Consider the following 24,051-nt stretch of genomic DNA (forward strand, 5'->3'; position numbering starts at 1 on the left):
TTTAAAAGATCGCATGTGGCATTTATTTGAAAGGTTGAAACTAAAACGCTAAAACCCTTATAAATGCTTCATTTAAAAGCTTAGTTTTTATTGTAATTATACTACTTACAAATATATTCCAAACAGTCTATATTTGGAAACAAACTTATTAACATTTAAGAAGCGTATCTTTTCTTTCTTAGGTAGTTAAAGACAAAACCAAACACCGCTAGTAAAAGTAATGGTAGCAAGATGTTTATAAGTTGCCACTTGGTTTTTTGGGCCGCTATTTTTTGTTGATTTAAAAAGGCAATGGCGATTTCTTTGGTACGAATGTTTATAAGTCCGTTATCGTCCAATAAATAATTAACCGCATTTAGTAAAAATTCTTTGTTGCCATAGGTTTGTCCGGTCCATCTATCGAAACCTAATTCTAGCGGTTTATTTTGAGCCATTTCATTTTTAATAACATCGCCATCGGCAATAACTATCATTTTTGTAGGTTGGCTAATTGTCTTGTCTTGGGTAAGCTTAAAAGGCTTTACGCGGTTGCTGTAAACCGAATTAAATTCCCCTTCCAACAACACAGCAAGGGTTTGGTTCCCTTTGTTAAATGCCTTGGGGTCTTGCTCTTTAGTTACCAACTCTAAACTTACTTCTCTTGGTGTGCCTTCTAGCTTGGTTAATGGTGCGGTTTCTAAAAGTATGGTCTTTTTAATGCTGTTTTTTAAGGTGTCTATTTGGTTGGCAAAATCAAAACGGACTAAATTTAAATTATTTATAATGGGATGCTTACTGCTCGATCCTGCCAATGGCGAATAAGGCCATTTAAGATGCTGAAATTGCGATTGGCTGCCTTCGCCCATAGCCAATGTAATAGGCGCAGAGTATAACGTGCTAACCATATACGGGTTAATACGAACGCCATATTTAAAAAAGAAATCGGTTAAATTTAAGTCTCTAGAAATAGCATAATTAGTACCTTTTGCGTTGTAAAGGCTATCTTTTTCCATGGCTACAGCATCAACTAGCCATAAACTTTTTCCGCCATTCATGGTGTATTGGTCTAACACAAGTTTTTCCGCTTCGGTAAAGGCTTCGGTAGGTTTTGCAGATATTATTAAATCGAACGCATTAATAGCTTTTAACGTGTTTTGCGGGTTCGATGCTACACTATCTAAAGTAAAAGGTGCTATGTAATAATACTCGCCAAGTTTTTTTACAAAATCGGCAATGTATTTATCTTCTAATTGCTGGTTGCCTTTTAAAATGGCAATTTTACGACGTTTAGGTTTAGTAAGTTTGCTAAAGCCATCGGCAAAGGCGTATTCTAAATGCTGTACCGAGTTAGTAACTAATTCTTGCTGAGTAGCTCCAATTTTATTTTTAACCAACGGAATGGTTACCGTTTGCCCATTATAACTTGCTAATGCCCATGGAAAAATAACAGCCTGCGATGATTTTCCGCTTTCTTGAACACTAAGTTGCATAGGTGTCAAGCCACGTTGTGTTAGTTGTTGCATGTTGCGCTCTCGTGTGCTTTCATCTTCTAAAGGGTTTATAAAGTTAAACACGATGTTTTTATTGGTAGCAGTAAACTCTTCTAATAGTTGTTTGGTTTCGTTTTGAAGACGTCTAAATTCCGAAGGAAAATCTTCGCCTTCTAAAAATACATCAATTACTATTGGTGAGTTAACATCTTTAATAATATCTATGGCCGATGTACTAAGCGTATAGTGTTTATCGGTAGTTAAATCGAAACGCTTATAAAACATATTGCTTATAACGTTTACAGCAATTAAAGCAATACAAAGTATTAATATGTGTTTTAAATTATTATTCAAACTTTTTTTCTAATTGATACGGACGTATAGATTCTACAATATTATTTACAAAATTAAGCTCTAAACATTCTTGTTGGTTGTTAAAAGCTCCGGGTTTAAACCCTAAATTATAGTTCCATTTATTTTCAGAATTTGCCTTTAATGTGGTATCCCAACCTAACCATTCTGGTTTTCCTAAAAGCGCAGTAATTTCACTTTTTTGTTTTCCTATTAAAAGACTATCATTTATAATTTGAGTAGCCATTTCATAACGTAATTCTGGTTGGTCTTCCCAAGCCTCGGCATTAAAATGTTTCTCATGGTGGTAGCTACTAAAAATGTTCAACATTGGGTAAAACAAGTAAAAGTAAACAACGGGAGCTAACACTAAACTAACTATAAATGTGAGCCATTTACGCTTATCTATGGTGTTTACAAATAGCCAAACAGCAATAAACACAAGCACCATAAAAATTACAAAAAGAGGCGTTACTATCATTTACTTTGCTTTGTTAATATTAAGTTTTGTAATGGCTAAAAATAAAAACGTAATACTTAAAAAGTAAACAATATCTCGGGTATCTAAAACACCACGGCTCATACTTTTGTAATGCGAGCTCATGCCTAATTGTTCTATAAAATTACTAGAAGTAAATTCGGCAAAGCCTTCAAAACCAATATAAAATATAAAACAGATAAATACAGCAGTTATAAAAGCCACAATTTGATTGTCTGATAAGGTAGATGCAAAAACGCCAATAGCTGTATAAGCTGTCACTAAAAATAGTAAGCCAAAGTAGGAGCCTAAGGTGCTTCCTAAATCTAAATTACCAACAGGGTTTCCTAATTGATACACCGTGTAAACATAGAGTAATGTGGGTAAAAGCGCTATTAAAATTAACACCAGCGCTCCAAAATATTTACCTAAAACGATATTAAAATGCGAAATAGGTTTAGTGAGTAAAAGCTCTAAAGTACCTTGTTTTTTTTCATCGGAAAAACTGCGCATGGTTACTGCAGGAATTAAGAAAATTAATATCCAAGGAGCCAATAAAAAGAAGGATGATAAATCGGCAAAGCCATAGTCTAAAACATTAAATTCTCCTTTAAATAGCCAAAGGAATAATCCATTTAAAACAAGAAAAAGGGCTATAACTAAATACCCTATTGGCGATGCAAAAAACGAGTTTATTTCTTTTTTAAGTATAGCTAGCATTTGTTTTTTCTGTTAATTCTAACTTTTTAGTTTAGCGTTTCAATTTTATCCACACTCCAAGCTTCTGGCCTAATGCTAAATAGGGGTTTAATTTTTCTCCAAATAGAGTTAAATAACTCGGATTTTCTATAGTTTTCCAAAGCTTCTTCAGATTCCCAATAACTATACGTAAAATATATACTTGGGTCTTTTTTGTCTCTATAAAGCTCTAAATAACTACAACCTTCAAACGCTCTTATTTTGGTTTTAGTTGCTTCGAAATTTTCAGTAAAAACCTCAATATTTTGTTTGTAAAACCCCATTTTAACTATTCTAACCAGCATAATATATCATTTAAATTAAAAATTGGCTGCTTTAATATTAACCGGAATTTCTGAGCCTTTAGGAATAACGGGTTTAGGTTCAAACCTAATGCTTACGGCATCCATAATACCCAAACCTAAAAGGGTAGAGGCACTACCAACGGTAGCACTATTACTTTTATAAACGGCAATTTCTAAAAAATCGCCAGAGTTAAATACAACCAATTTACGCCCTTCGTCATTTCTTTTATTTTCAGGGATTTCAAAATTTACAATATCACTGTATTTATTATGTATTTTTTTAAAGGTATAGTGGCGTGCCGAAATTTCAAATTCGCGCCCTTTTTGAATGGTTTCAAAAAAGCTGCGCTTAATGTTTGTTACCACGTTGCCATAATTGTCTATATAAATAACACTACCAATAATTTGGGTCTTGTCTTCATTTATATACGGCGTTATATTTTTAATAGGCTTAATTTCTGTAATTGGTTTACCAATAACCTCCAAGGTACCACCACGAGCAATATGGCAAGCTACTTTTACAAATACATCCAAAACAGGAAAACTACTTTGTATTTTATCGTGTATGTTAATTTCAACTATTTTTTCGGGTGCAATTTCAGAGCAAATCATACTCATTATACCATTATTGGCACAAATAAAATAGTGGTCGTCTAGTTTTAAGGCTATATGCTTATTGTCTGGGTTAATTTCAGAGTCAATACCAATAATATGTATGGTGCCTTTTGGGAAACTATTATACGCATTTTGAATAATGTAAGCCGCCTCAGGAATATTAAATGGCGACACAGAATGCGAGATATCAACAATCCTAACATCGGGTAGCTCACTATAGATAGCGCCTTTTGTAGCGCCACTAAAGTAATCTTTTTCACCAAAATCAGTTGTTAATGTTATAATTGCCATGGGCAAAATTGTTGATATGTTTTTAATGTAACCTTACTCAAAATTATGTATTTTTGAGTTATACTTGTATGTGATACAAACCTACATAAATTTTCGTTTTAGTTTTTGTTTTTTAAATTAAAATTGTAGGTTCATAAAGTCATATGTCAGTAAAATAGGAAATACTTAATAAATCTAATAAATCATTTCATCTAAGTAAACACTTTAAAAAATGTTTTTACTCAACTTATAATAAATAAACGCTTTTGAACGAAATTATTATTGAACTTGAAGAAATATCTCCAAAAGAGTTTTTTGGAGCACAAAATGCAAATATAGTACTACTTAAAAAGTACTTCCCGAAATTAAAAATTGTAGCCCGCGGAAACAAAATAAAGGCCTTTGGAGATGAAGAGTTGTTAGATGAGTTCGATAGGCGTATCTCAATGCTTCTTAAGCATTTTGGTAAATATAATAAGCTAGATGAAAACACCATAGAGCGTGTTTTAACAAGCCAAAGTAGCGACGATTACACAACCTCTAACCAAAGCGGAGAAGCCATTGTACATGGCGTAGGCGGTAAAATTATAAAAGCACAAACGGCCAACCAACGTAAAATGGTCGAGCTTATGCGCAAAAACGATATGGTTTTTGCCATTGGTCCAGCAGGAACAGGTAAAACCTACACAGGTGTGGCATTGGCGGTACAAGCGCTTAAAAATAAGGAAGTTAAGCGTATTATTTTGACACGACCGGCGGTCGAGGCAGGCGAAAACCTTGGGTTTTTACCGGGCGATTTAAAAGAAAAACTAGATCCTTACATGCAACCCCTTTACGACGCTTTACGCGACATGATTGCGCCCGAAAAATTAGCACATTATATCGAGAATGGTACCATACAAATAGCGCCATTAGCCTTTATGCGTGGTCGAACTCTGGATAATGCTTTTGTGATTCTAGACGAAGGACAAAACACTACACATGCTCAAATGAAAATGTTTTTAACACGTATGGGTAAGCACGCTAAATTCCTGTTAACCGGCGATCCGGGTCAAATCGATTTACCGCGTCGTACCATTTCTGGTCTAAAAGAAGCCTTATTAATTTTAAAAAATGTAGAAGGTGTAGGCATGATTTTCCTAGACGACAAAGACGTTATTCGTCATAAACTCGTTAAAAAAGTAATTGCTGCCTATAAAGAAATCGAAAACAGAGATTAATTTTTTTAGTAGCTATTTCCCGCTTTCCACTATATCTTTTTGCTTTTAATGGCAAAAAGGATGCCGTTACAATCGGGGCTAGGGCATTTTAGTTATTAACATTATTTATAACTTGCTAGAACATTTTTGCCTGGTTTTAGGTGTTTTTTTTCTGTTCATGCTTAATTAGAGTGTTTTTTCTTACATATTCATTCACTAAAAGTTAACAGTTTTAACAAAGGCTTAAAAGATTTATGTTTAGGTTTTTATCGTATATTTAGGTGTAAAAACTTACAATTCGTTAGTAAAACTTTAGGATTCTTTTATGAAAACATTATAAGTCTTACGTCTTCCCTTTTTCTTTATTTGTGTCATAAACTTAAAAAAATATAATATGAAAAAGTTATTTTTAATTGCAGGATTATTAGTTTTTGGTTCAACCTATGCACAAGATGAAGAAATCGATATCACATCAGATAACTCTTGGTTAAAAGCAGGAATAACGGCAGGAGTTCCTGTTGGAGATGCAGGTGATGCATCGTCATTAAACCTTGGTCTAGATTTAAGAGGACAGTACTTAGTTAACCCTAATTTAGGAATTGGTTTAGCTTCTGGATATAGCCATTATTTTGGTAAAGATGAAGTTGAAGATTTTGGAGTTATTCCAGCAGCAGGTTTTATTCGCTATTATTTTACACCTAATGGGCTATTTTTAGGCTCGGATGTAGGATATGGTTTTTTATCTAATATCGATGATAATGATGGTGGATTATACGTAAACCCACATATTGGTTACCATAACCGAGATTGGAATATTTACGCTTTTTACCAAAACACGTTTGCAGAAAACGATATTGATGTGCAAAACGTAGGTATAGGTCTTACCTATAACATTAGGTTTAAATAAATTAGTATCTAATACATTATAAAGCATTAAAAGGGAGAAATATTTATTTCTCCCTTTTTTATTTTCAGTTGTTTAGCATTGTTAAACAAATTACATTTGCAAAACAACTAGCACACTATTTTTTTTATGAATACCATAATAGATACCAATTTCAAATTTCCAGGTCAAAAAAGCCTTTACAAAGGAAAAGTAAGAGCCGTATATAACATAAATGACGAAGAGTTAGTCATGGTAGCCACCGATAGACTTTCGGCCTTCGATGTTGTTATGCCAAAAGGAATACCTTACAAAGGGCAAATACTTAACCAAATAGCAACCAAAATGATGGCAGCTACCGAGGATTTAGTTCCAAATTGGTTAACCGCAACACCAGACCCTAATGTGGCTGTTGGGCATTTATGCGAGCCTTTTAAAGTAGAAATGGTAATACGTGGTTACATGTCTGGGCATGCAGCACGCGAGTATAAAGCGGGTAAACGTAGGCTTTGTGGTGTTCCTATGCCAGAAGGAATGAAGGAAAACGATGCGTTTCCAGAGCCTATTATAACACCTGCTACAAAAGCAGAAATGGGCGATCATGACGAAGATATTTCGCGAGAAGATATTATAGCAAAAGGTATAGTCTCAGAAGCTGATTATCTTGTACTTGAAGATTATACACGTAAATTATTTAAGCGAGGATCAGAAATTGCAGCCTCGAGAGGATTAATTTTAGTAGATACTAAGTACGAATTTGGAAAAACTAAAGGCGGACAAATTGTTTTAATCGACGAGATTCATACACCAGATTCTTCACGTTATTTTTATGCAGATGGGTATCAAGAGCGTCAAGATAAAGGAGAAGCTCAAAAGCAACTATCAAAAGAATTTGTGCGCCAATGGTTAATTGCCAATAATTTTCAAGGTTTAGAAGGGCAAACAGTACCTTTTATGAGCGATGAGTACATACAAAGCGTTTCAGATCGTTATATCGAACTTTACGAAAACATTACAGGCGAAACCTTTGTAAAAGCAGATGTTTCTAATATCCAAGATAGAATAGAAGCTAATGTTTTAGCCTATTTAAAATAGTATTTTAAAAAGTATTATTTCTTTAAAATACAACGACCTTGTTAATTATAACAAGGTCGTTTTTTATATACACATTTTGTAAAGTAAAGTCTCTCTTCTCCCTTTTACGTGCAGACTTATGCGTATATTTTTTTAAAATACTTTTTCCGTAACCAAAAGGATACCCTAACTAATAAAATAAGAGCAGGGACTTCTACCAATGGGCCAATAACACCTGCAAAAGCTTGTCCAGAATTTAAACCAAAAACTGCAATAGCAACTGCAATAGCTAATTCAAAATTATTTCCAGCTGCTGTAAATGCAACGGCAGCCGTTTTAGTATAATCTGCTCCCATAGCTTTTGTAAAGAAAAAGCCTATAATAAACATTAAACTAAAATAGATAAGTAAAGGCACTGCAATTATTAAAACATCCATTGGTATTTCAACAATTAATTCGCCTTTTAGCGAAAACATTACCACAATGGTAAATAATAAGGCTATTAAAGTTAATGGCGAAATAGCAGGAATAAATGTATTTGTATACCAATGTTCGCCTTTAAGTTTTACCAAAATTAATCGGCTTAAAATACCCATTACAAAAGGAATCCCTAAATAAATGGCAACACTTTCAGCAATAGTTGCTATCGAAATATCAACTATAGCACCTTCAAAACCAAAATAGGGCGGAAGTACAGTAATAAAAATCCAAGCATAAAAGCTATATGCAAATACTTGAAAAATACTGTTTAAAGCTACTAAACCAGCACCGTATTCACTGCTGCCTTCAGCAAGATCATTCCACACTAAAACCATTGCAATACAACGTGCTAATCCTATTAAAATAAGACCCACCATGTACTCTGGGTAATCCCGTAAAAATGTAATGGCAAGAAAAAACATAAGTACCGGACCAATAACCCAGTTCAGTATAAGTGAAATGGATAGTATTTTGGTGTTTTTAAATACTTTGGGTAATAGTGAATAATCCACTTTTGCAAGTGGCGGATACATCATTAAAATTAGCCCAATAGCAATGGGAATATTTGTAGTACCGCTACTAAAGGAATTTATAAGGTCTGGAAATGTAGGGACAAAATACCCAATACCAACACCTATGGCCATAGCCACAAAAATCCACAACGTTAGGTTTCTATCAAGAAAACTTAATTTTTTTTGAGCCATGTTTTTATAAATTTACTTGCGAAAAAACATAAAACAATTCAGTTGCAATTTGCAAACTGCGCTCGTTGTATTTTTCTGCTTGTTGGGGTGTGTTGTCAAAAGCTTTAGGATCTTCAAAAGTAATAGGGATTCTTTTTTCTGCACCAGCTATAAAAGGGCACCCACCATCTGCTTGAGAGCAGGTCATAATGGCTGCGAATTCAGATTTAGGGTTAAAATCATCGTCTAATGTTTTAGAAAATCCAATTATGGGATGTGCATTATCTGCATATTTAATGCTGTACACTGGATTTTTACCTTCAGAAAGCGTTTTAATTGTAAACCCCGAGTTTTCTAAGGTTTTAGCTGCCATTGGGAAAAGTGCTGTAGCTTCCGTTCCTCCCGAATAACAAAACACATTTTTGATATTAAAATAGTGCGCCATGGTTTGTGCCCAAACTTGCGATAAATGACTTCGACGCGAGTTGTGTGTGCAAATAAAATTGATTCTAATAGCTTCTTTATTACTTACTTTAAGCTGAATAAAATCAATTAGCGGTTGTAAAACTGTTTTGCGCTCTGCCGAAATAGTTTCTGGTTTTAAACGTTTTATTAAATTATCTATTTCTGTAAATAAGGTGGATTGTGTCGTTGTCATTTGGTATAACGTTATAGTTTAAATTTTGATTTAGCAGCAGTTTCCATCTGGCGTGCAACAAGGTTCATCGTTTAAATCTGAAAATTTTAATTTTGGTTTTTCAACAGGAATTCCACATTTATCCTTGGCTAAGCAATCTGTTTGTTTAGAGGTTAATAGGAAGTTTTTTCCATTAAATTCTAATCCAAATTTCCCGATGGTTTCGGCTTGGTATTCAACTTCAATATCTAAATCTTCAATACCTAATACTTTTTCAGAAAGCTCAATAATATTTAAAAGTTTTTCTGGATGTAATCTATGGTCATAATCATTAGCATTCCATAGTTGAAAGTTAACAACGTCTTCCTTTCTTTCTGTACCACCACAATCTATAAAGTGTTTTGTTATTTTACCAACTTCGGTTACATGAAAGTGGTTTGGTACTAATTCGCCGTTTGGTAATTGAAAACCTATAGTTTCCAATCTTCCTAATACTGATTTTACTTCTGATAGTTTCATAACTGTATTTGTTTATTGCAATTATACGATTAATGTTTAAAAATTTTTTTAGCAACAATCTTTTTTAGATACATCTTGATCTAAAAACTGAAGCATAACACCTTTCATTTTTACCCAATTATCGGTGTCAATGCAGTAGCAAACGCTAGTGCCTTCAACATTACCTTTTATTAAGCCTAAATGTTTAAGTTCTTTTAAATGCTGAGATATTGTAGGTTGTGCTAAACCTATTTCGTTTACCAAATCGCCACAAACGCAAGCATTTATGTTAAATAAATGTTGTAATATAGACACTCTGGCAGGATGTCCGAAGACTTTTGCAAATAGAGCTATTTCATTTTGCTCGTCGGTAAACATTTCTGTTTTAGCTAATCCCATGCCTTTATTTATTTGTTTATTGCAATATTACGATTAAGCATTCTGTTTTCAAAATTTATAAGATAAATTTAACAGAAAAGGAGCTAGGTTGTTTTCCTGATCTTCTTTGGTTTTACTTTTTGTTTCCAGTACAAAATATAAATGGTACCTAAAACGGAAGGTAATATCCAAGCTACTAAATTTTTAAATCCCATACCAGCAACAAAAAAGGCGGTAATTGAGGCTATTAATGCACCATTCATTTTTCCTAGGTGTAAAATTAGCCATGAAGTTTTAGGCTTCTTAGCTTTTTTGTAAAATATAAAATCTTTTACAGAAAACAACAGTCCAAAACCACCAAAAACAAGTAGGATAATACCATTAAAATTGTTGTTTACAAGTGCGTAAATACCATAAACAATCATGATAATTGAGAGTAAGAGCATAACACCAGAAATAGTGCGATCAACCCAATTGGCATTGGTTTTAGTTTTAAATGTTAAAGCTTGTTGCCCCGATAAAACGAGATAAATAGTAAATATCCCAATTAAAAATAACAATATATTTTCATGGTTGGGCATCCAGGATATAGGAATGGAAATAAGTGAACTTGTTAGCATGCCAATAGAGAAAAGTTTCCCCAAAGTTTTATGTAGTTTCCCTCCCTTTTTTACAATAATACTTCCAATTCCTGTTATTAATCCTAATCCGCCAAAGAAGGCATGAATGTAAATTAATAGTGTTATTGTTTGTTCCATTATGATTTGATTACGGTTAGTACTTCAAATTAAAGATAATGGTTTTAGTTCTCAAAGTTTAAAAAGCTCAAATGTGTTTTTAAAAGGATGAGTTGGGTTAATTGGTGGTCTATTTAACCTTTGAGTTATAAAACTTCAATTAATTCTAAAGGATGGTCTATTATCAATTTAGCACCATTAGCAATCAATTCTTCTTTTTTCCTAAAGCCCCAAGATACCCCAACAGCAAACATATTGGCATTGTTTGCGGTTTGTATATCAACATCAGAATCACCAACGAAAATAATGTCTTCTGGTTTTATGCCTAAACTTTTACTTATTTTAAGAGCCTTAATTGGGTTTGGCTTTTTATGAGCCTCGGTAGTTAATCCATCAACAGATTCAAAATAACCTGGTAATAACGCTAAGGCTACTTTTTTGGTGAGTGTGTCATCTTTATTTGATAAAATAGAAAGCTTTAATTTACGTGCCTTTAGGGCCGCAAGTAATGCTATAATACCATCATAAGGTTTTGTTTTGTTGATGCAATTATTAGTGTATATATCCATCATGGCAGTAAAACCTATTTCTGTTTGTTGCGCATTACAACTGTTATTAGGTAATGCCCTAGTAACGAGACTTTTTATACCGCTGCCTACAAAATTATTATAATCTTGATAACTATGGGTTGGATAGTTAGCGCTTTTTAGAACTGAATTCATAGCATCTGCAATGTCTTCAATGGAATTTACTAGTGTGCCGTCTAAATCGAAAATAACTGCCTTATAGCTCATGTTTTTTCTTGTTTAATAATTAAACTTAACAACACGCCCATTTAATGGTTGTTCGTTTCGGTAATTGTTAATTGGCATGTTACTTTTAAGTTTTAAGACTTCTTCAACAGACAATATAATAGGGTCTTTAAAAACAATCCAATTAACACTTTCTGTGCACGGAGGTGTCGTTAAAGAACCGTTATATGTGTAGTACTTTTTATCCTCTAAAAATAAATTTGATAAATCAATTTTCTGGTGAATATCTTTAAAAGCACCTTCTTTTATGGGTAAAAAACTTTCAAAGAATTCAAATAATTGGCTTTCATTTCCTTCTTCGCCTAAAATACCTAACACAGTAATTTCTCCAGCTTTACTAACATGTACCAGGTGCATTTCAATAGGGTATATAATACCGTTTATTTTATGTTCTGACGGTTCATGAAAATGGATTTGTTTTAAAAAGAAGGTCTCATTTTTATAATTTATAGAGTCGCCAGGTTCAAAATCAAATTGGATGGAGTGCCCATTGTTTTTAACTTCACTTATTAAAGTGCTAGGTGTATATTGAATTTTTAGCTCATGATTCTTTTTTATAGAATCAATATCTCTATGTATAATGTTTATTGGGGACTGCGATGTTCCGTCGCAATCGGAATTTTTTTCAATTTCTATCCAATGTTCAGGAGAGGTTTCTCCAGCATAACTCCAATGATGTTCGTTTGCTGCTGTATGATCTGTTTTTTTTGAGTCTTTACATGATAGTATAGTTATTAGGACTATATAAAAAAAACAGACTAAATTTGATTTTCATAACTTTAAATCAGGTTGATTTTTATTGATCAAAATTAATTAATTCAGGTATTTTAAAACCTTACTTTTATCATGTTTTAATCTTTTTAGGGAACTTGGTTAGCCAATTAGTTTATCTCATTAAATTTATACTATTATCGTTGTCCTGAAAATTGCATAGCCTCGCCTTTTCCAAAGCCATAGCTAACACCAAAGGTTACAAAACGCCCACGTTGTCTGCTATTAAATAAATAGAAGTCCGATTGCGAGGTGGTTGTTTTGTTTATTCTAGACGCAAAAGCATCACGAATACTTAGGTTTAAAATAACTTTACCTTTAAGTATCTTTTTTCTTAAACCAAGATCTGCAAAAAGGTTATCTGCAATTTCGCTTTGCACGGTTTTAAATTTGGATTGATAATCGCCGGATAACTCTAAATCGAAATCTGCTGGAAGTTTAAACTTAGTGGTTAAACTAGCGGACCATTGGTTGCCTTTAAAATCAAAATCTGTGTCTTCAAAAACCCCATTTCTAATAAAGTAATTGATGTTAAAATCGCCATTAAATGAAAACCAATTTGTTGGCGCGTATTTTCCGTTAGCTTCAAAACCTGTGGTAGTATTGGTACCTATATTTTCGGGTGTTGACGTGCTTACATTATCTTCGAAAGTTGAAATACGCTCAACAACATCAACCGTGTATCTGTTGTATAAACTAAAATTTAATGAGGCTTTACCTAATTTGTTTATACTTGTAATCTCATAAGAATCAGTGAATTCTGGTTGTAAATCTGGGTTACCAGTAAATATGCTAAAGTTATTTTTAATGTTAGAAAAAGGATTTAGATCTCTTAATCCTGGTCTTCTTATACGTTTAGAGTATCCTGCTTGTATAGAAAAATCGTCACTTATTTTATAGGAGGTATGTATACTAGGAAATAAATTGGTGTAGTCGTTTCCATTACTTTCGTTGGTGGTTTGTAACAAAGTGCTAAGGTTAGTATGCTCTAACCTAAAACCAAGTTTAAGTCCCCAAACATCGCCTTCGTAAGCTGCGGTGGTGTAAAAGCCTAAAACATTTTGATCAAAATCAAATACATTGGTTAAGTCGGGATTGTTTACATAAGTACCATCTTCTAAATCGCTAACAGCAAAATCGTTAGAAACGCTATTTATTACATATTGCGATCCTGTTTCTAAAGTGAATTTTTCTAAAAATGGATGTGTATAATCTAGTTTAAAGGTATAATCTGCCAAGGTGTAGTCAGTACGCGTTTTTTGTTTAAAATCGTCGTTGTCGCCTAGAGTATAGGTGTTTTCAAAATCTGAAAATTGATCTTTTCTAAAAGAATTTCCTAAAGCACTAAAAAGTAAACTTTGGTCGGCATGCCGTTTAAAGCTCTTTTTATATTGTAGTTCGTAACGCAGTTTTGGATTGTCGGCTTCGGTTAACTCATTTCGTAACCAGCTGTCTGTTATGGTATTGCTCGCGTCTGTTTGATTGTAGTAGGTTTTAGAGTCTTGATCTTCAATCTCGTAAGCATACGACCCAGAAAGGGTTATAACGTTATAATCGTTTATATGGTAGTCGGTTCCAATTAATATATTTCCAAATTTTTCATTAAAATCGCCATCGCCGGTGCTACTAACGGTTATGTTATTTACTAAATCTCGGTTTATAGATTCTGTTTTATTAGGATAGGTACGAATACCAAACCCGAATTGGCTAAACAGATTAAATTTTTCGGTACGTTTATTCACGCTTAGGCCAAAACTATTGCTGTTAGGAACACCAAAGTTTAAAGTGGCAGACCCATTAATACCTCGTTTTTCAGATTTTTTAATAATGATGTTAATAATTCCAGATGTACCTTCGGCATCATATTTAGCTGAAGGATTAGTAATAACTTCAATTTTTTCAATCATATCGGCAGTAATACTTCCTAAAGCATTACCATCTGCACTAGCTAAAACAGAAGGTTTACCATTAATTAGAATTTGAACACCTTGGCTGCCTCGTAAACTAATTTCGCCTTCTATATTTACATTAACCGATGGTATATTGTTTAAAACTTCAAGTGAACTAGCACCTGTTGAACTTAAATCTGCGCCAACATTAAAAACGCGCTTATCCAGCTTAAATTCAGTCGAGGATTTTTCAGCACGAACCACAACTTCATCTAAAGCTTGATTATCTTCCTCTAGGGTTATTGTTTTTAAGTCTATGGTGTTTTTTACAATATTAAATTGTTTAATAGTTTTCGTTTCAAACCCCATAAAACTCACCTCAATATAAAAGTTGGTTTCGTTTGTTTTTAAGGAGAAAGTCCCATCTTCAGCCGTTATCGTTCCCGTTAAAGGTGTTTTTGAATTAGTGTCTATAACCGAGATAGTGGCATATTCTATAGGCAAATTAGCATTGCTTTCTAAAACTTTTCCAGTAATTATAACTTGAGCTGAAGCTAAGTTTAAACTAAAAAGGGTGAATAAAACGAATGTAATATTTTTTAGCATAATTGGATGGCAATTCAGAATTGTAATACAAATATAAAATTTAACTATAAAAACGCCTGCTTTTATAATTTAAACAAATTGTTTTTCTTGACAGCATCCGGATAATTAGTATCAATTAATTTTATTTCGATTAAATTATCAATATCTAAAATCTCAATTTCAGCTATATTTTCGTCATTATTCATCCAAATACTTACTTTTTTTTCAATAGATACTTGTTTCCCGTTTTTATAAGTAAGTTTCAAAAACACTGGTAATGGTAAGCCACCAAAGTTTTGAATATACACCTTTGAGTTTTCAAACTTGACTATTCCTAAATCACCATAACCATTTTCAAATACCCATTTGTTCCAAAACCAATTTAAATTAGTATTGCTCACATCATTGAAGGTAAACATGAAATCATAAGGAGTTGGGTGTTTTCCTTTCCAACGCTCAATGTATGTTTTTAAACAACTTTTAAAGATTTCTTCTCCTAGTAAATGCTCCAAAGTAAAGTACATGAATGCCGGCTTTCGATAGGATAATTGACTATGAGCGGAGCTAAATGTTAATAAATATGAGGGTGTTATAAGTGGAACATCCCAAATATTTCCTGCATTAGCATTATAACTATTTAAATTTCTATTGAGTTCGGCATCTTCCTTTGGTGTGTTTTTATAATACTCTTGTATAAATTTTATTGTGAAAAAGGTAGCCCAACCTTCTTCCATCCACGAGTATTTTACTTCATTAATGCCCATAAGAAATGGAAAATAGGAATGTGCCAATTCATGAAAAGTAACATCTGTATTTTCAAAGTCTTTATCGCTAACCCCATTATTTGCCATCATAGGGAACTCCATCCCGTTAAAACCCGGTACACCAATAAAGGTTGTAAATTGTGGATATGGATACATCTCTTTAGGATAAACCATACATAAATATTCGAACGATTTTTTTTGCGCATTGATTAAATAGCTTACAGCATCCGCCTTTGAGGGATCAAACACTAAATTTGATGCTATTCTATTATTTTCAATGGTTACCGTATTGCCAATCCACCTAAAGGTATTACTCACACCAAAAGCAAAATCGGGTACATATTCTGCTTTGAAATGCCACTCGTTTTTTGTGCCCTTAGCTGAATTAATTGGAGTGCCTCCAGTTAGAATGGTAATTGGTTCTTCTGTTGTTTTGGCTGTGTTGAAGCGTTGCAACACCTCAGGCGTAAAAACGGCTTCTGGATTTTGTAAAATACCTGTAGCCCAAATAGTATAAGTGTCAGGAACTTCAATAGTTACATTGAAATCGGAGAAATCATTATTGGTTTCTTGACTTCCCATAAATTCCATCATATCCCATCCGTCTATGTCGTCGTATCTCGCTATTTGCGGATACCAATATCCTACAAAAGCGCTTGAACTATCGTATGCTCCAATTCGATCCACATGTATTGGAGGCATTTCAGTTGTCCAATCCATAGATATAAGGGCTTTGCTTTTAGGAAGTATCCCATTTTCTAGATGTACAATTATATAAGTCCCTAAAACCGTAATTTGACTACTTTTATTATCGTTGAAAGCGGTATTGTTAATTTTTAAATTGGTAATGTGTACACCATCAGTAAGATCTTCAACAGGAACTAAATTTGCTCTAGGCACCCCTTTTTTATAATGATTAGGGTATAATTTTATATAAATAGCTATTAATGTATCTGGACTATTATTAGCGTACTCAATAACCTCGCTGCCTTTTATTTTCCATGTCCCTGGTTCTATGGCTGCTTTTATTGTATAAGAACTAAAGTTTTGCCAATAATGATTTCCTGGTTTGCCAGCTACGCTTCTAGTGTTTGATTTATAGGCCTTTTGAAATTCAATAGGTGTGTATAAATTTTTTTGTGAATAAAGATTTAGAGAAATGAATACGATTAAAAGAAGTTGATATTTTTTCATATTAAAAAGGTAGTTTTAACTTATAGGTTTTTCTCTTCGAATCAATGGGATTGGTCAATTTAGCTTTTAAAATTTTAAATAAAAATTATTGATTTTTATTCTTTTTCGGCTTACTTGTATTAGCCAAAGGATTAAAATCCAAACATAAATCTAACCAATACGCCAAATTATCGTCATTATCAATACCTTCTGGCGTTATAAAAATATAACCTTTCATAGGTCTTCCAGTAAAATCCATGGGTAAACATTCTGGCTTTTTTAATTCTTTTTCATAAGTATCTACACCAATTCGCGCCATCAATAAACTATCGCCGTACTTTTTGTCGATATGTAAGCCGCATAGCATTTTATCATCCACTTTAAAACACAAGCCGCCCATCATTTTAAGCTCAGTAAAATGGGTGTGTTTGTCTTTTAAGTGTTGTCTGATTCTATCTGCCAACAATTCATCGTATGCCATGGTAATATATTTTTAGTTTATTATATATTTTCCGAATTAAATTATAAACAAACGTATTTGTTTTTCCGTAATGAAAAGACATAAAACAGACAACAACCATAAATAATATAGCACCAAAAATGGCTGTTTCGGGTTCTAAAGATTTGTTTAGAAATCGTTTTAAACCATATCCAGTGTAACTACCATATAGTAGTACGAAATGTATAACATAGATAGATAGCGTTTTTTCTCCTATACGCGCAATAATAGATTGTTTTAAGTATTTTTCGAAGGCGTAAAAAACACCAAACAATATAAGTACATTACCCATTCTTGTAAACAAATAGTTGTAATCGGCACTCATTTTAAAAAGCGGGATGGACGTTACACGGCTTAGTTTTGTAAGAAATAATGATGAAAAGTAAATAAGAAAAACGCCTGTTACAAAAAAGGAGATTACCGTACTTATTTTAAATTTTTCTCGGTGTACATGCCTAAAAAATACTGTAGAAATAAAGGCGCCAAATGCCGAATACCCAAACCATGGTAAAATTGTAAATATAGAGCCGTTGGTTTTTGTTATATAGTTAGCAAAAACTTTAGGAACGTTGTCTAAAATGATATCTCTATAAAGTGGCTCGGTTACAAAACAAATGCACCCAATAGCAAAAAGTACTATCGAATATAAATAGCTGTATTTTTTAAAAACGCTATGCAGTGCAACCAAAAGAATTAAAGACAATCCTATGCATTGTAAAACATCAATAACAAGAATATAGGTGTTAAAATCGCCATACAGCCAATTAAAAATATTAATTCTTAAACTATAACCTATTAAAATTAAAAGTAACCCTCTAAACAATCCTTTTTTTATTCTAGCTTTATCATTTCCTTTGGCATATGACCGCAGTAATAAGTACGCGAACACCAATCCAGATATAGTGAAAAAAGTAGGCGCTGTTATACCTCTAAAATACGACCAGATATTATAAATGGCATTGGATTCGTCCCTATAAGCGGGAGCCAACAAAGTATCTATAAAATGGCCCTGGAGCATCATTAATATAGCAAATGCTCTAACAGCATCAATAAAGTATAAGCGGTTGGTTTGCGCCATAAATGGGTTTACTTTTATAAATATACTTTTAAATATTTGAAATGAAAGTTTGTAAAGTTATATATTTATGAAATCATAAAAATAATTATGGAACAACTCATAAAAACATTTTCTGATTACGCTTGGGGGTTGCCTTTAGTTATCTTACTTATTGGCGGTGGTTTGTATCTTTTAGTACTATCTAGATTTTTACCTTTTAGGTATTTTGGGCATGCTATTCAAGTGTTAAGAGGTAAGTACGACGACCCAAATGATCCTGGAGAAATTTCACATTTTAAAGCCTTAACAACAGCATTATCTTCTACAATTGGTATGGGGAATATTGCCGGAGTTGCAGTCGCTATTTCAATGGGTGGTCCAGGAGCCATGTTTTGGATGTGGGTAAGTGCTATTGTGGGCATGTCTACTAAATTTTTTACATCATCGTTGGCCATTATGTATCGCGGTAAAGATAGTGCTGGCGAGTTACAAGGCGGACCTATGTATTTTATTCAAGAAGGTTTAGGCAAATCTTGGAAACCTTTAGCTGTTATGTTTAGCCTTTTTGGAATGATTGGCGCGTTACCCGTAGTGAACGTTAATCAATTAACTCAGGCCATAAACGATATTATTTTAATACCAAATGGAGTAGAAGTAGGACTAAAATCGAATCTTATTTTAGCAGCTATACTTGTTGGTTTAACTTCCGTTATCATACTTGGTGGTTTAAAACGTATTAGTAATGCAGCGTCTAAAATGGTGCCTTCCATGGTACTACTTTATTTTGTTCTCGTGCTTTATATTTTAATTTCAAATTATAACGTCGTCCCTAAATATTTCATATTGATGTTTACAGATGCTTTTTCTGCCGATTTTTATAAAGGTGATGCTTTTATGGGCGGTGTTTTGGGTGCTTTAATATTGTTAGGAATTCGTCGTGGTGCGTTTTCAAACGAAGCAGGTATAGGTACAGCGCCCATGGCTCATGGAGCAGCAAAAACCGACGAGCCAATTCGCGAAGGGTTAGTGGCTATGTTAGGACCAGCAATAGATACTTTAATAGTGTGTACATTAACAGCATTGGCTATTTTAGTTACGGGTGTTTGGGAAACAACTTCAAATAACGGCGTAAGTTTAACAGCTTCGGCATTTAATCATGTAATGCCGGTTTATGGAAAGTATTTACTAATGGTTTGTGTATTGATATTTAGTATCTCTTCATTATTTTCTTACGCTTATTATGGTAGTAAATGTTTAGGCTTTTTAATTGGAGCAGATAAAAAACACTACTACAATTACATGTATATATTAAGTATAGTTCTTGCTGCAACCACCCCTTTTAGTGTGATGCTAAACTTAATTGATGGTGTTTTCGCCCTTATGGCAATACCAACTATGTTAGCTACAATAACCTTAGCGCCTAAGGTAATAGTAGAAGCAAAAAAATATTTTAAAACCTTGTAAACAGTATTGCTATAAGCCTATTTGGGTTATAGTTTATACGGTTTGCCTAATAATTACTAATGCTTTTCTATACCTATTTATAAATTTGATTATTAACTAAACCAAAATAATATGACAGAAAAAGACAACGCAAAAGCCTATTGGAAAGAAAACATCCGGTACGTTTTAATACTATTAGCCATATGGTTTTTAGTATCCTTCGCAGCAGGAATTCTATTTAAAGACGAATTAAACACCATCAGGATTGGCGGTTTTAAACTCGGTTTCTGGTTTGCACAACAGGGTTCTATGTATGTTTTTGTTGTTTTAATATTTGTATACGTTCGTTTAATGAATAAACTAGATAAAAAATACGGTTATGATGCATAGTTTATTAGTTGAAGGATTCGGAGTCCAAAATTGGACGTATGTTTTAGTAGGAATTACATTTACCATATATATAGGTATTGCTATTTGGGCTCGCGCAGGATCAACAAAAGAGTTTTATGTTGCAGGTGGAGGCGTTTCCCCATTAGCAAATGGTATGGCAACTGCGGCCGATTGGATGAGTGCGGCCTCATTCATTTCCATGGCAGGAATTATTTCTTTTGATGGGTACGACGGAGCCGTTTACCTTATGGGTTGGACCGGTGGATACGTGCTATTAGCTCTATTATTAGCACCATATTTAAGGAAATTTGGAAAATTTACAGTTCCCGATTTTATTGGCGACCGTTATTATTCCAACACCGCACGTCTAGTAGGCGTAATTTGTGCATTAATTGTATCATTTACTTATGTTGCAGGACAAATGCGAGGTGTAGGTCTAGTATTTTCTCGTTTTTTAGAAGTCGATATCAATACAGGAGTTATAATAGGTATGATTATCGTGTTGTTTTATGCCGTTTTAGGTGGTATGAAGGGCATCACATACACACAAGTAGCCCAATATTGCGTGCTTATTTTCGCATTTATGGTACCAGCCATTTTTATCTCTATTCAAATGACGGGCAATCCTATACCACAATTAGGTTTTGGGAGTCAATTAGCCGATGGTTCAGGAACTTATTTATTAGATAAATTAGATGGTTTAAGCACAGATTTAGGCTTTAACGAATATACCGAAGGCTCAAAATCTACCATAGATATTTTTGCGATAACCTTAGCATTAATGGTTGGTACAGCAGGATTACCGCACGTAATTGTACGTTTCTTTACCGTTAAAAAAGTCAAAGATGCACGTAAATCGGCAGGATTAGCATTATTACTCATCGTTATTTTATACACCGCAGCACCAGCAGTATCTGTTTTTGCAAGAACCAATATGATAGAAACCGTTTCAAATCAACCTTACGCCAATATGCCAGAATGGTTTAAAAAATGGGAAACAACAGGTTTAATAGTCTTTAACGATAAAAATAACGACGGCTTAATTAATTATGTAGCCGACGAAGCTAAAAATGAATTAGTTGTCGATAAAGACATTATGGTACTCGCCAATCCAGAAATAGCACAATTACCAGACTGGGTAATTGCTTTGGTAGCAGCAGGAGCATTAGCAGCAGCATTATCAACAGCGGCAGGATTATTATTAGTTATTTCAGCATCAGTTTCTCATGATTTAATCAAGAAAATGATCAATCCAAACATCTCAGAAAATGGCGAATTAATCGCAGCACGTTTAGCAGCAGTAGTGGCGGTTTGCGTAGCAGGATATTTCGGAATTAATCCACCAGGATTCGTAGCAGCCACCGTGGCATTAGCCTTCGGGTTGGCAGCAGCATCCTTTTTCCCGGCTATCATATTGGGTATATTTTATAAAAAAATGAATAAGGAAGGCGCTATTGCCGGTATGGTAGTCGGTATTTTATCCATGCTTTTTTACATGACTAAATTTAAGTTTGGCTGGTTTGGCGGCGGTACAAAAGCCGATTGGTGGTTCGGCATCTCGCCCGAAGGTTTCGGTACAGTCGCTATGATTATCAATTTCATCGTGTCCGTAGTTATCATGAAATTTACGCCAGAACCTCCACTAGACGTTCAAGAAATTGTAGAAAACATCAGAATACCCAGCGGAGCAGGAGAGGCTACACATTAATATATAAATAATTTGGGCGTTACCCAAGGGTCGGGCTTTCCGTTACAAGTCCTCGTTTTTGTGCTAAGGCTCAAAAACTGTGGGCTTTCCACTGCAATCCCTAACGCGGGCTAGTTTGCTATGGTAAGTTTCTTAACAATATTTTATAATAATCCGCCTCAACAAAACAGTCCTAATCTCCATTAATTTATTAATTTAGAAGACACATATTTTTCATCAAATATCTAAACTAAAATTCATGAGTAATTATCACATAAAACATTTAGAAGAGTATTATCAAGTTTATAGAAAATCGGTGAGAAACCCAGAAGGTTTTTGGGAGGAAATAGCAGAAGAACATTTTCTATGGCGAAAAAAATGGGATAATGTATTAAGTTGGGATTTTTCCAAGCCAGAAGTAAAATGGTTTGAAGGCGCTCAATTAAATATTACAGAAAACTGTTTAGATAGGCATTTGGCCACTAGAGGCGAAAAAACAGCTATTTTATTTGAACCTAACGATCCAAAGGAAGCAGCGCAACATATCACTTATAACGAATTACATAAACGTGTCAATAAATTTGCTAATGTTTTAAAAGCGCAAGGCATCAAAAAAGGCGATCGTGTGTGCATCTATTTACCTATGATTCCCGAATTAGCCGTATCCGTTTTAGCATGTGCAAGAATAGGAGCCATACACTCGGTCGTTTTTGCAGGGTTTTCTTCCACAGCATTATCAACTCGTATAAATGATAGCGATTGTAAAATGGTATTAACCAGCGATGGGTCTTACCGAGGTGCAAAAACAATCGATTTAAAAGGTATAGTAGACGAAGCTTTGGAGAGCTGTCCAGGAGTTAAAAACGTTTTAGTTGCAAAACGAATTAACTCAGATATAAATATGGTTTCTGGTCGCGACCAATGGTTGCAACCACTTTTAGATAGTACATCCGAGCATTGCGAAGCAGAAATTATGAATGCCGAAGATCCTTTGTTTATTTTATACACATCGGGATCAACAGGTAAACCAAAAGGCATGGTGCATACCACCGCTGGATATATGGTTTACACCGCATATACCTTTAAAAACGTATTTCAATACCGCGAAAACGATGTGTATTGGTGTACTGCCGATATTGGTTGGATTACCGGACACAGTTATATTGTATATGGCCCGTTAGTAAATGGAGCCACTTCAGTAATGTTTGAAGGCGTACCAAGTTATCCTGATTTTGGTCGTTTTTGGGATATTATTCAAAAGCATAAAGTCAATCAGTTTTACACCGCACCAACAGCAATTCGCGCCTTAGCAAAACAAGGGGCAGAGTTAGTTGAAAAATACGATTTATCATCTCTTAAAGTTTTAGGTTCGGTGGGCGAACCAATAAATGAAGAGGCATGGCATTGGTATAACGATAATGTTGGTAAAAGAAATAGCCCTATTGTAGATACTTGGTGGCAAACCGAAACAGGAGGTATTATGATTTCTCCAATTCCGTATTCAACACCTACTAAACCAACTTATGCTACGTTACCGTTTATAGGTATTCAGCCAGCTTTAATGGACGAAAACGGCGATGAACTTAAAGGCAATCAAGTAGATGGTCGATTATGTATTAAGTTCCCTTGGCCATCCATGGCTAGAACCATTTGGGGAAATCATCAACGTTATAAAGAGACCTATTTTTCAGCCTATGAAAACAAGTATTTTACTGGCGATGGTGCACTTCGCGATGAAGTAGGATATTACAGAATTACGGGTAGAGTAGATGATGTTATTATTGTTTCAGGACATAATTTAGGCACTGCACCAATTGAAGATGCCGTAAACGAGCATCCAGCCGTAGCAGAATCTGCCATTGTTGGCTTTCCGCACGATGTTAAAGGAAGTGCTTTATACGGTTATGTAACTCTGAAAGATACAGGCGAAAGTCGAGATCAAAATAATTTAAGAAAGGAAATAAATCAAATTATAACGGAAAGTATAGGTCCAATAGCTAAACTAGATAAAATTCAATTTACTAGTGGATTGCCAAAAACCCGATCTGGTAAAATTATGAGACGTATTTTACGTAAAATTGCGCAGAAAGATACCGGTAATTTAGGGGATACTAGTACATTATTAAATCCAGAAATTGTTCAGGAAATTATAGATAATGTGCTTTAATTTCTATAAATAAAACTAT

At 34.0% G+C, this 24,051-nt stretch carries 23 protein-coding genes; 7 read left to right on the forward strand and 16 right to left on the reverse strand.

Annotated features, from left to right (window positions below; translation table 11 throughout):
• Positions 1 to 155: 155 nt before the first annotated feature.
• From gldG to AAFN75_RS12995, 5 genes are read right to left on the reverse strand one after another with little or no spacing between them, the layout of a single operon-like run.
• Positions 156 to 1,823, reverse strand: a complete 1,668-nt coding sequence (gene gldG, locus AAFN75_RS12975; protein WP_411806718.1) for a gliding motility-associated ABC transporter substrate-binding protein GldG — start codon at positions 1,821 to 1,823, stop codon at positions 156 to 158.
• Positions 1,816 to 2,301 (reverse strand): hypothetical protein, encoded by a 486-nt coding sequence (locus AAFN75_RS12980; protein ID WP_411806719.1) that lies wholly within the window; start codon positions 2,299 to 2,301, stop codon positions 1,816 to 1,818. Before AAFN75_RS12980 ends, gldG begins: the two co-directional genes overlap by 8 nt.
• Positions 2,302 to 3,018, reverse strand: a complete 717-nt coding sequence (gldF, locus tag AAFN75_RS12985; protein ID WP_411806720.1) for a gliding motility-associated ABC transporter permease subunit GldF — start codon at positions 3,016 to 3,018, stop codon at positions 2,302 to 2,304. It lies immediately after the preceding gene.
• 26 nt (positions 3,019 to 3,044) lie between these two features.
• Positions 3,045 to 3,341, reverse strand: coding sequence for a putative quinol monooxygenase (locus AAFN75_RS12990; RefSeq protein ID WP_411806721.1), 297 nt, complete (start codon positions 3,339 to 3,341; stop codon positions 3,045 to 3,047).
• A gap of 15 nt (positions 3,342 to 3,356) precedes the next feature.
• A complete protein-coding gene (locus AAFN75_RS12995; RefSeq protein ID WP_411806722.1) occupies positions 3,357 to 4,247 on the reverse strand; it encodes an S-adenosyl-l-methionine hydroxide adenosyltransferase family protein in 891 nt (296 codons plus the stop codon).
• A gap of 245 nt (positions 4,248 to 4,492) precedes the next feature.
• Between AAFN75_RS12995 and AAFN75_RS13000 the strand changes: the two genes are divergently transcribed.
• The 3 genes from AAFN75_RS13000 to AAFN75_RS13010 all read left to right on the forward strand — a co-directional run bounded on the left by AAFN75_RS13000 (position 4,493) and on the right by AAFN75_RS13010 (position 7,403).
• Positions 4,493 to 5,446 (forward strand): PhoH family protein, encoded by a 954-nt coding sequence (locus tag AAFN75_RS13000; protein ID WP_411806723.1) that lies wholly within the window; start codon positions 4,493 to 4,495, stop codon positions 5,444 to 5,446.
• Between the two features lie 373 nt (positions 5,447 to 5,819).
• Positions 5,820 to 6,332, forward strand: a complete 513-nt coding sequence (locus tag AAFN75_RS13005) for a hypothetical protein (protein WP_411806724.1) — start codon at positions 5,820 to 5,822, stop codon at positions 6,330 to 6,332.
• Between the two features lie 126 nt (positions 6,333 to 6,458).
• Entirely contained in the window at positions 6,459 to 7,403 is a 945-nt protein-coding gene (locus tag AAFN75_RS13010; protein WP_411806725.1) for a phosphoribosylaminoimidazolesuccinocarboxamide synthase, read from the forward strand.
• 116 nt (positions 7,404 to 7,519) lie between these two features.
• Here AAFN75_RS13010 and arsB read toward each other — a convergent pair whose 3' ends face one another.
• The 11 genes from arsB to AAFN75_RS13065 form a co-directional block, all read right to left on the reverse strand.
• On the reverse strand, positions 7,520 to 8,566 hold the full coding sequence (arsB, locus tag AAFN75_RS13015) for an ACR3 family arsenite efflux transporter (protein ID WP_411806726.1): 1,047 nt from the start codon (positions 8,564 to 8,566) through the stop codon (positions 7,520 to 7,522).
• A 4-nt stretch (positions 8,567 to 8,570) separates the two neighbouring features.
• Positions 8,571 to 9,203: a low molecular weight phosphatase family protein gene (locus AAFN75_RS13020; protein WP_411806727.1), complete on the reverse strand. Its 633-nt coding sequence runs from the start codon at positions 9,201 to 9,203 to the stop codon at positions 8,571 to 8,573.
• Positions 9,204 to 9,233: 30 nt separating this feature from the next.
• The gene (locus tag AAFN75_RS13025; protein WP_411806728.1) at positions 9,234 to 9,701 is read right to left on the reverse strand and encodes a DUF6428 family protein; all 468 of its coding nucleotides are present in this window, start codon (positions 9,699 to 9,701) and stop codon (positions 9,234 to 9,236) included.
• A gap of 48 nt (positions 9,702 to 9,749) precedes the next feature.
• Positions 9,750 to 10,079 (reverse strand): ArsR/SmtB family transcription factor, encoded by a 330-nt coding sequence (locus AAFN75_RS13030; protein ID WP_411806729.1) that lies wholly within the window; start codon positions 10,077 to 10,079, stop codon positions 9,750 to 9,752.
• Positions 10,080 to 10,162: 83 nt separating this feature from the next.
• Positions 10,163 to 10,816, reverse strand: coding sequence for a hypothetical protein (locus AAFN75_RS13035; protein ID WP_411806730.1), 654 nt, complete (start codon positions 10,814 to 10,816; stop codon positions 10,163 to 10,165).
• A 125-nt stretch (positions 10,817 to 10,941) separates the two neighbouring features.
• Positions 10,942 to 11,589 carry an HAD family hydrolase gene (locus AAFN75_RS13040; protein WP_411806731.1) on the reverse strand — a complete coding sequence of 216 codons (648 nt, stop codon included), beginning with the start codon at positions 11,587 to 11,589 and terminating at the stop codon, positions 10,942 to 10,944.
• Positions 11,590 to 11,601: 12 nt separating this feature from the next.
• Positions 11,602 to 12,351, reverse strand: coding sequence for a carbonic anhydrase (locus AAFN75_RS13045; RefSeq protein ID WP_411809283.1), 750 nt, complete (start codon positions 12,349 to 12,351; stop codon positions 11,602 to 11,604).
• Positions 12,352 to 12,515: 164 nt separating this feature from the next.
• On the reverse strand, positions 12,516 to 14,873 hold the full coding sequence (locus AAFN75_RS13050; RefSeq protein WP_411806732.1) for a TonB-dependent receptor domain-containing protein: 2,358 nt from the start codon (positions 14,871 to 14,873) through the stop codon (positions 12,516 to 12,518).
• A 62-nt stretch (positions 14,874 to 14,935) separates the two neighbouring features.
• Positions 14,936 to 16,810 (reverse strand): M1 family metallopeptidase, encoded by a 1,875-nt coding sequence (locus tag AAFN75_RS13055; RefSeq protein WP_411806733.1) that lies wholly within the window; start codon positions 16,808 to 16,810, stop codon positions 14,936 to 14,938.
• 85 nt (positions 16,811 to 16,895) lie between these two features.
• Positions 16,896 to 17,270, reverse strand: coding sequence for a TfoX/Sxy family protein (locus AAFN75_RS13060; protein ID WP_411806735.1), 375 nt, complete (start codon positions 17,268 to 17,270; stop codon positions 16,896 to 16,898).
• On the reverse strand, positions 17,257 to 18,366 hold the full coding sequence (locus AAFN75_RS13065) for a heparan-alpha-glucosaminide N-acetyltransferase domain-containing protein (protein ID WP_411806736.1): 1,110 nt from the start codon (positions 18,364 to 18,366) through the stop codon (positions 17,257 to 17,259). The genes AAFN75_RS13060 and AAFN75_RS13065 overlap by 14 nt, the downstream gene beginning before the upstream one ends.
• An 87-nt stretch (positions 18,367 to 18,453) precedes the next feature.
• Between AAFN75_RS13065 and AAFN75_RS13070 the strand changes: the two genes are divergently transcribed.
• The 4 genes from AAFN75_RS13070 to acs all read left to right on the forward strand — a co-directional run bounded on the left by AAFN75_RS13070 (position 18,454) and on the right by acs (position 24,032).
• Complete coding sequence (locus AAFN75_RS13070) at positions 18,454 to 19,809, forward strand: alanine/glycine:cation symporter family protein (RefSeq protein WP_411806737.1); 1,356 nt, start codon at positions 18,454 to 18,456, stop codon at positions 19,807 to 19,809.
• Between the two features lie 111 nt (positions 19,810 to 19,920).
• A complete protein-coding gene (locus AAFN75_RS13075; protein WP_144117078.1) occupies positions 19,921 to 20,178 on the forward strand; it encodes a DUF4212 domain-containing protein in 258 nt (85 codons plus the stop codon).
• Positions 20,168 to 21,886 (forward strand): sodium:solute symporter family protein, encoded by a 1,719-nt coding sequence (locus AAFN75_RS13080; protein WP_411806739.1) that lies wholly within the window; start codon positions 20,168 to 20,170, stop codon positions 21,884 to 21,886. Before AAFN75_RS13075 ends, AAFN75_RS13080 begins: the two co-directional genes overlap by 11 nt.
• A gap of 238 nt (positions 21,887 to 22,124) precedes the next feature.
• The gene (gene acs / locus AAFN75_RS13085) at positions 22,125 to 24,032 is read left to right on the forward strand and encodes an acetate--CoA ligase (protein WP_411806740.1); all 1,908 of its coding nucleotides are present in this window, start codon (positions 22,125 to 22,127) and stop codon (positions 24,030 to 24,032) included.
• Positions 24,033 to 24,051 lie beyond the last annotated feature (19 nt).

The sequence above is a fragment of the Algibacter sp. AS12 genome, from assembly GCF_046736315.1.
Lineage (GTDB): Bacteria > Bacteroidota > Bacteroidia > Flavobacteriales > Flavobacteriaceae > Algibacter_B > Algibacter_B amylolyticus.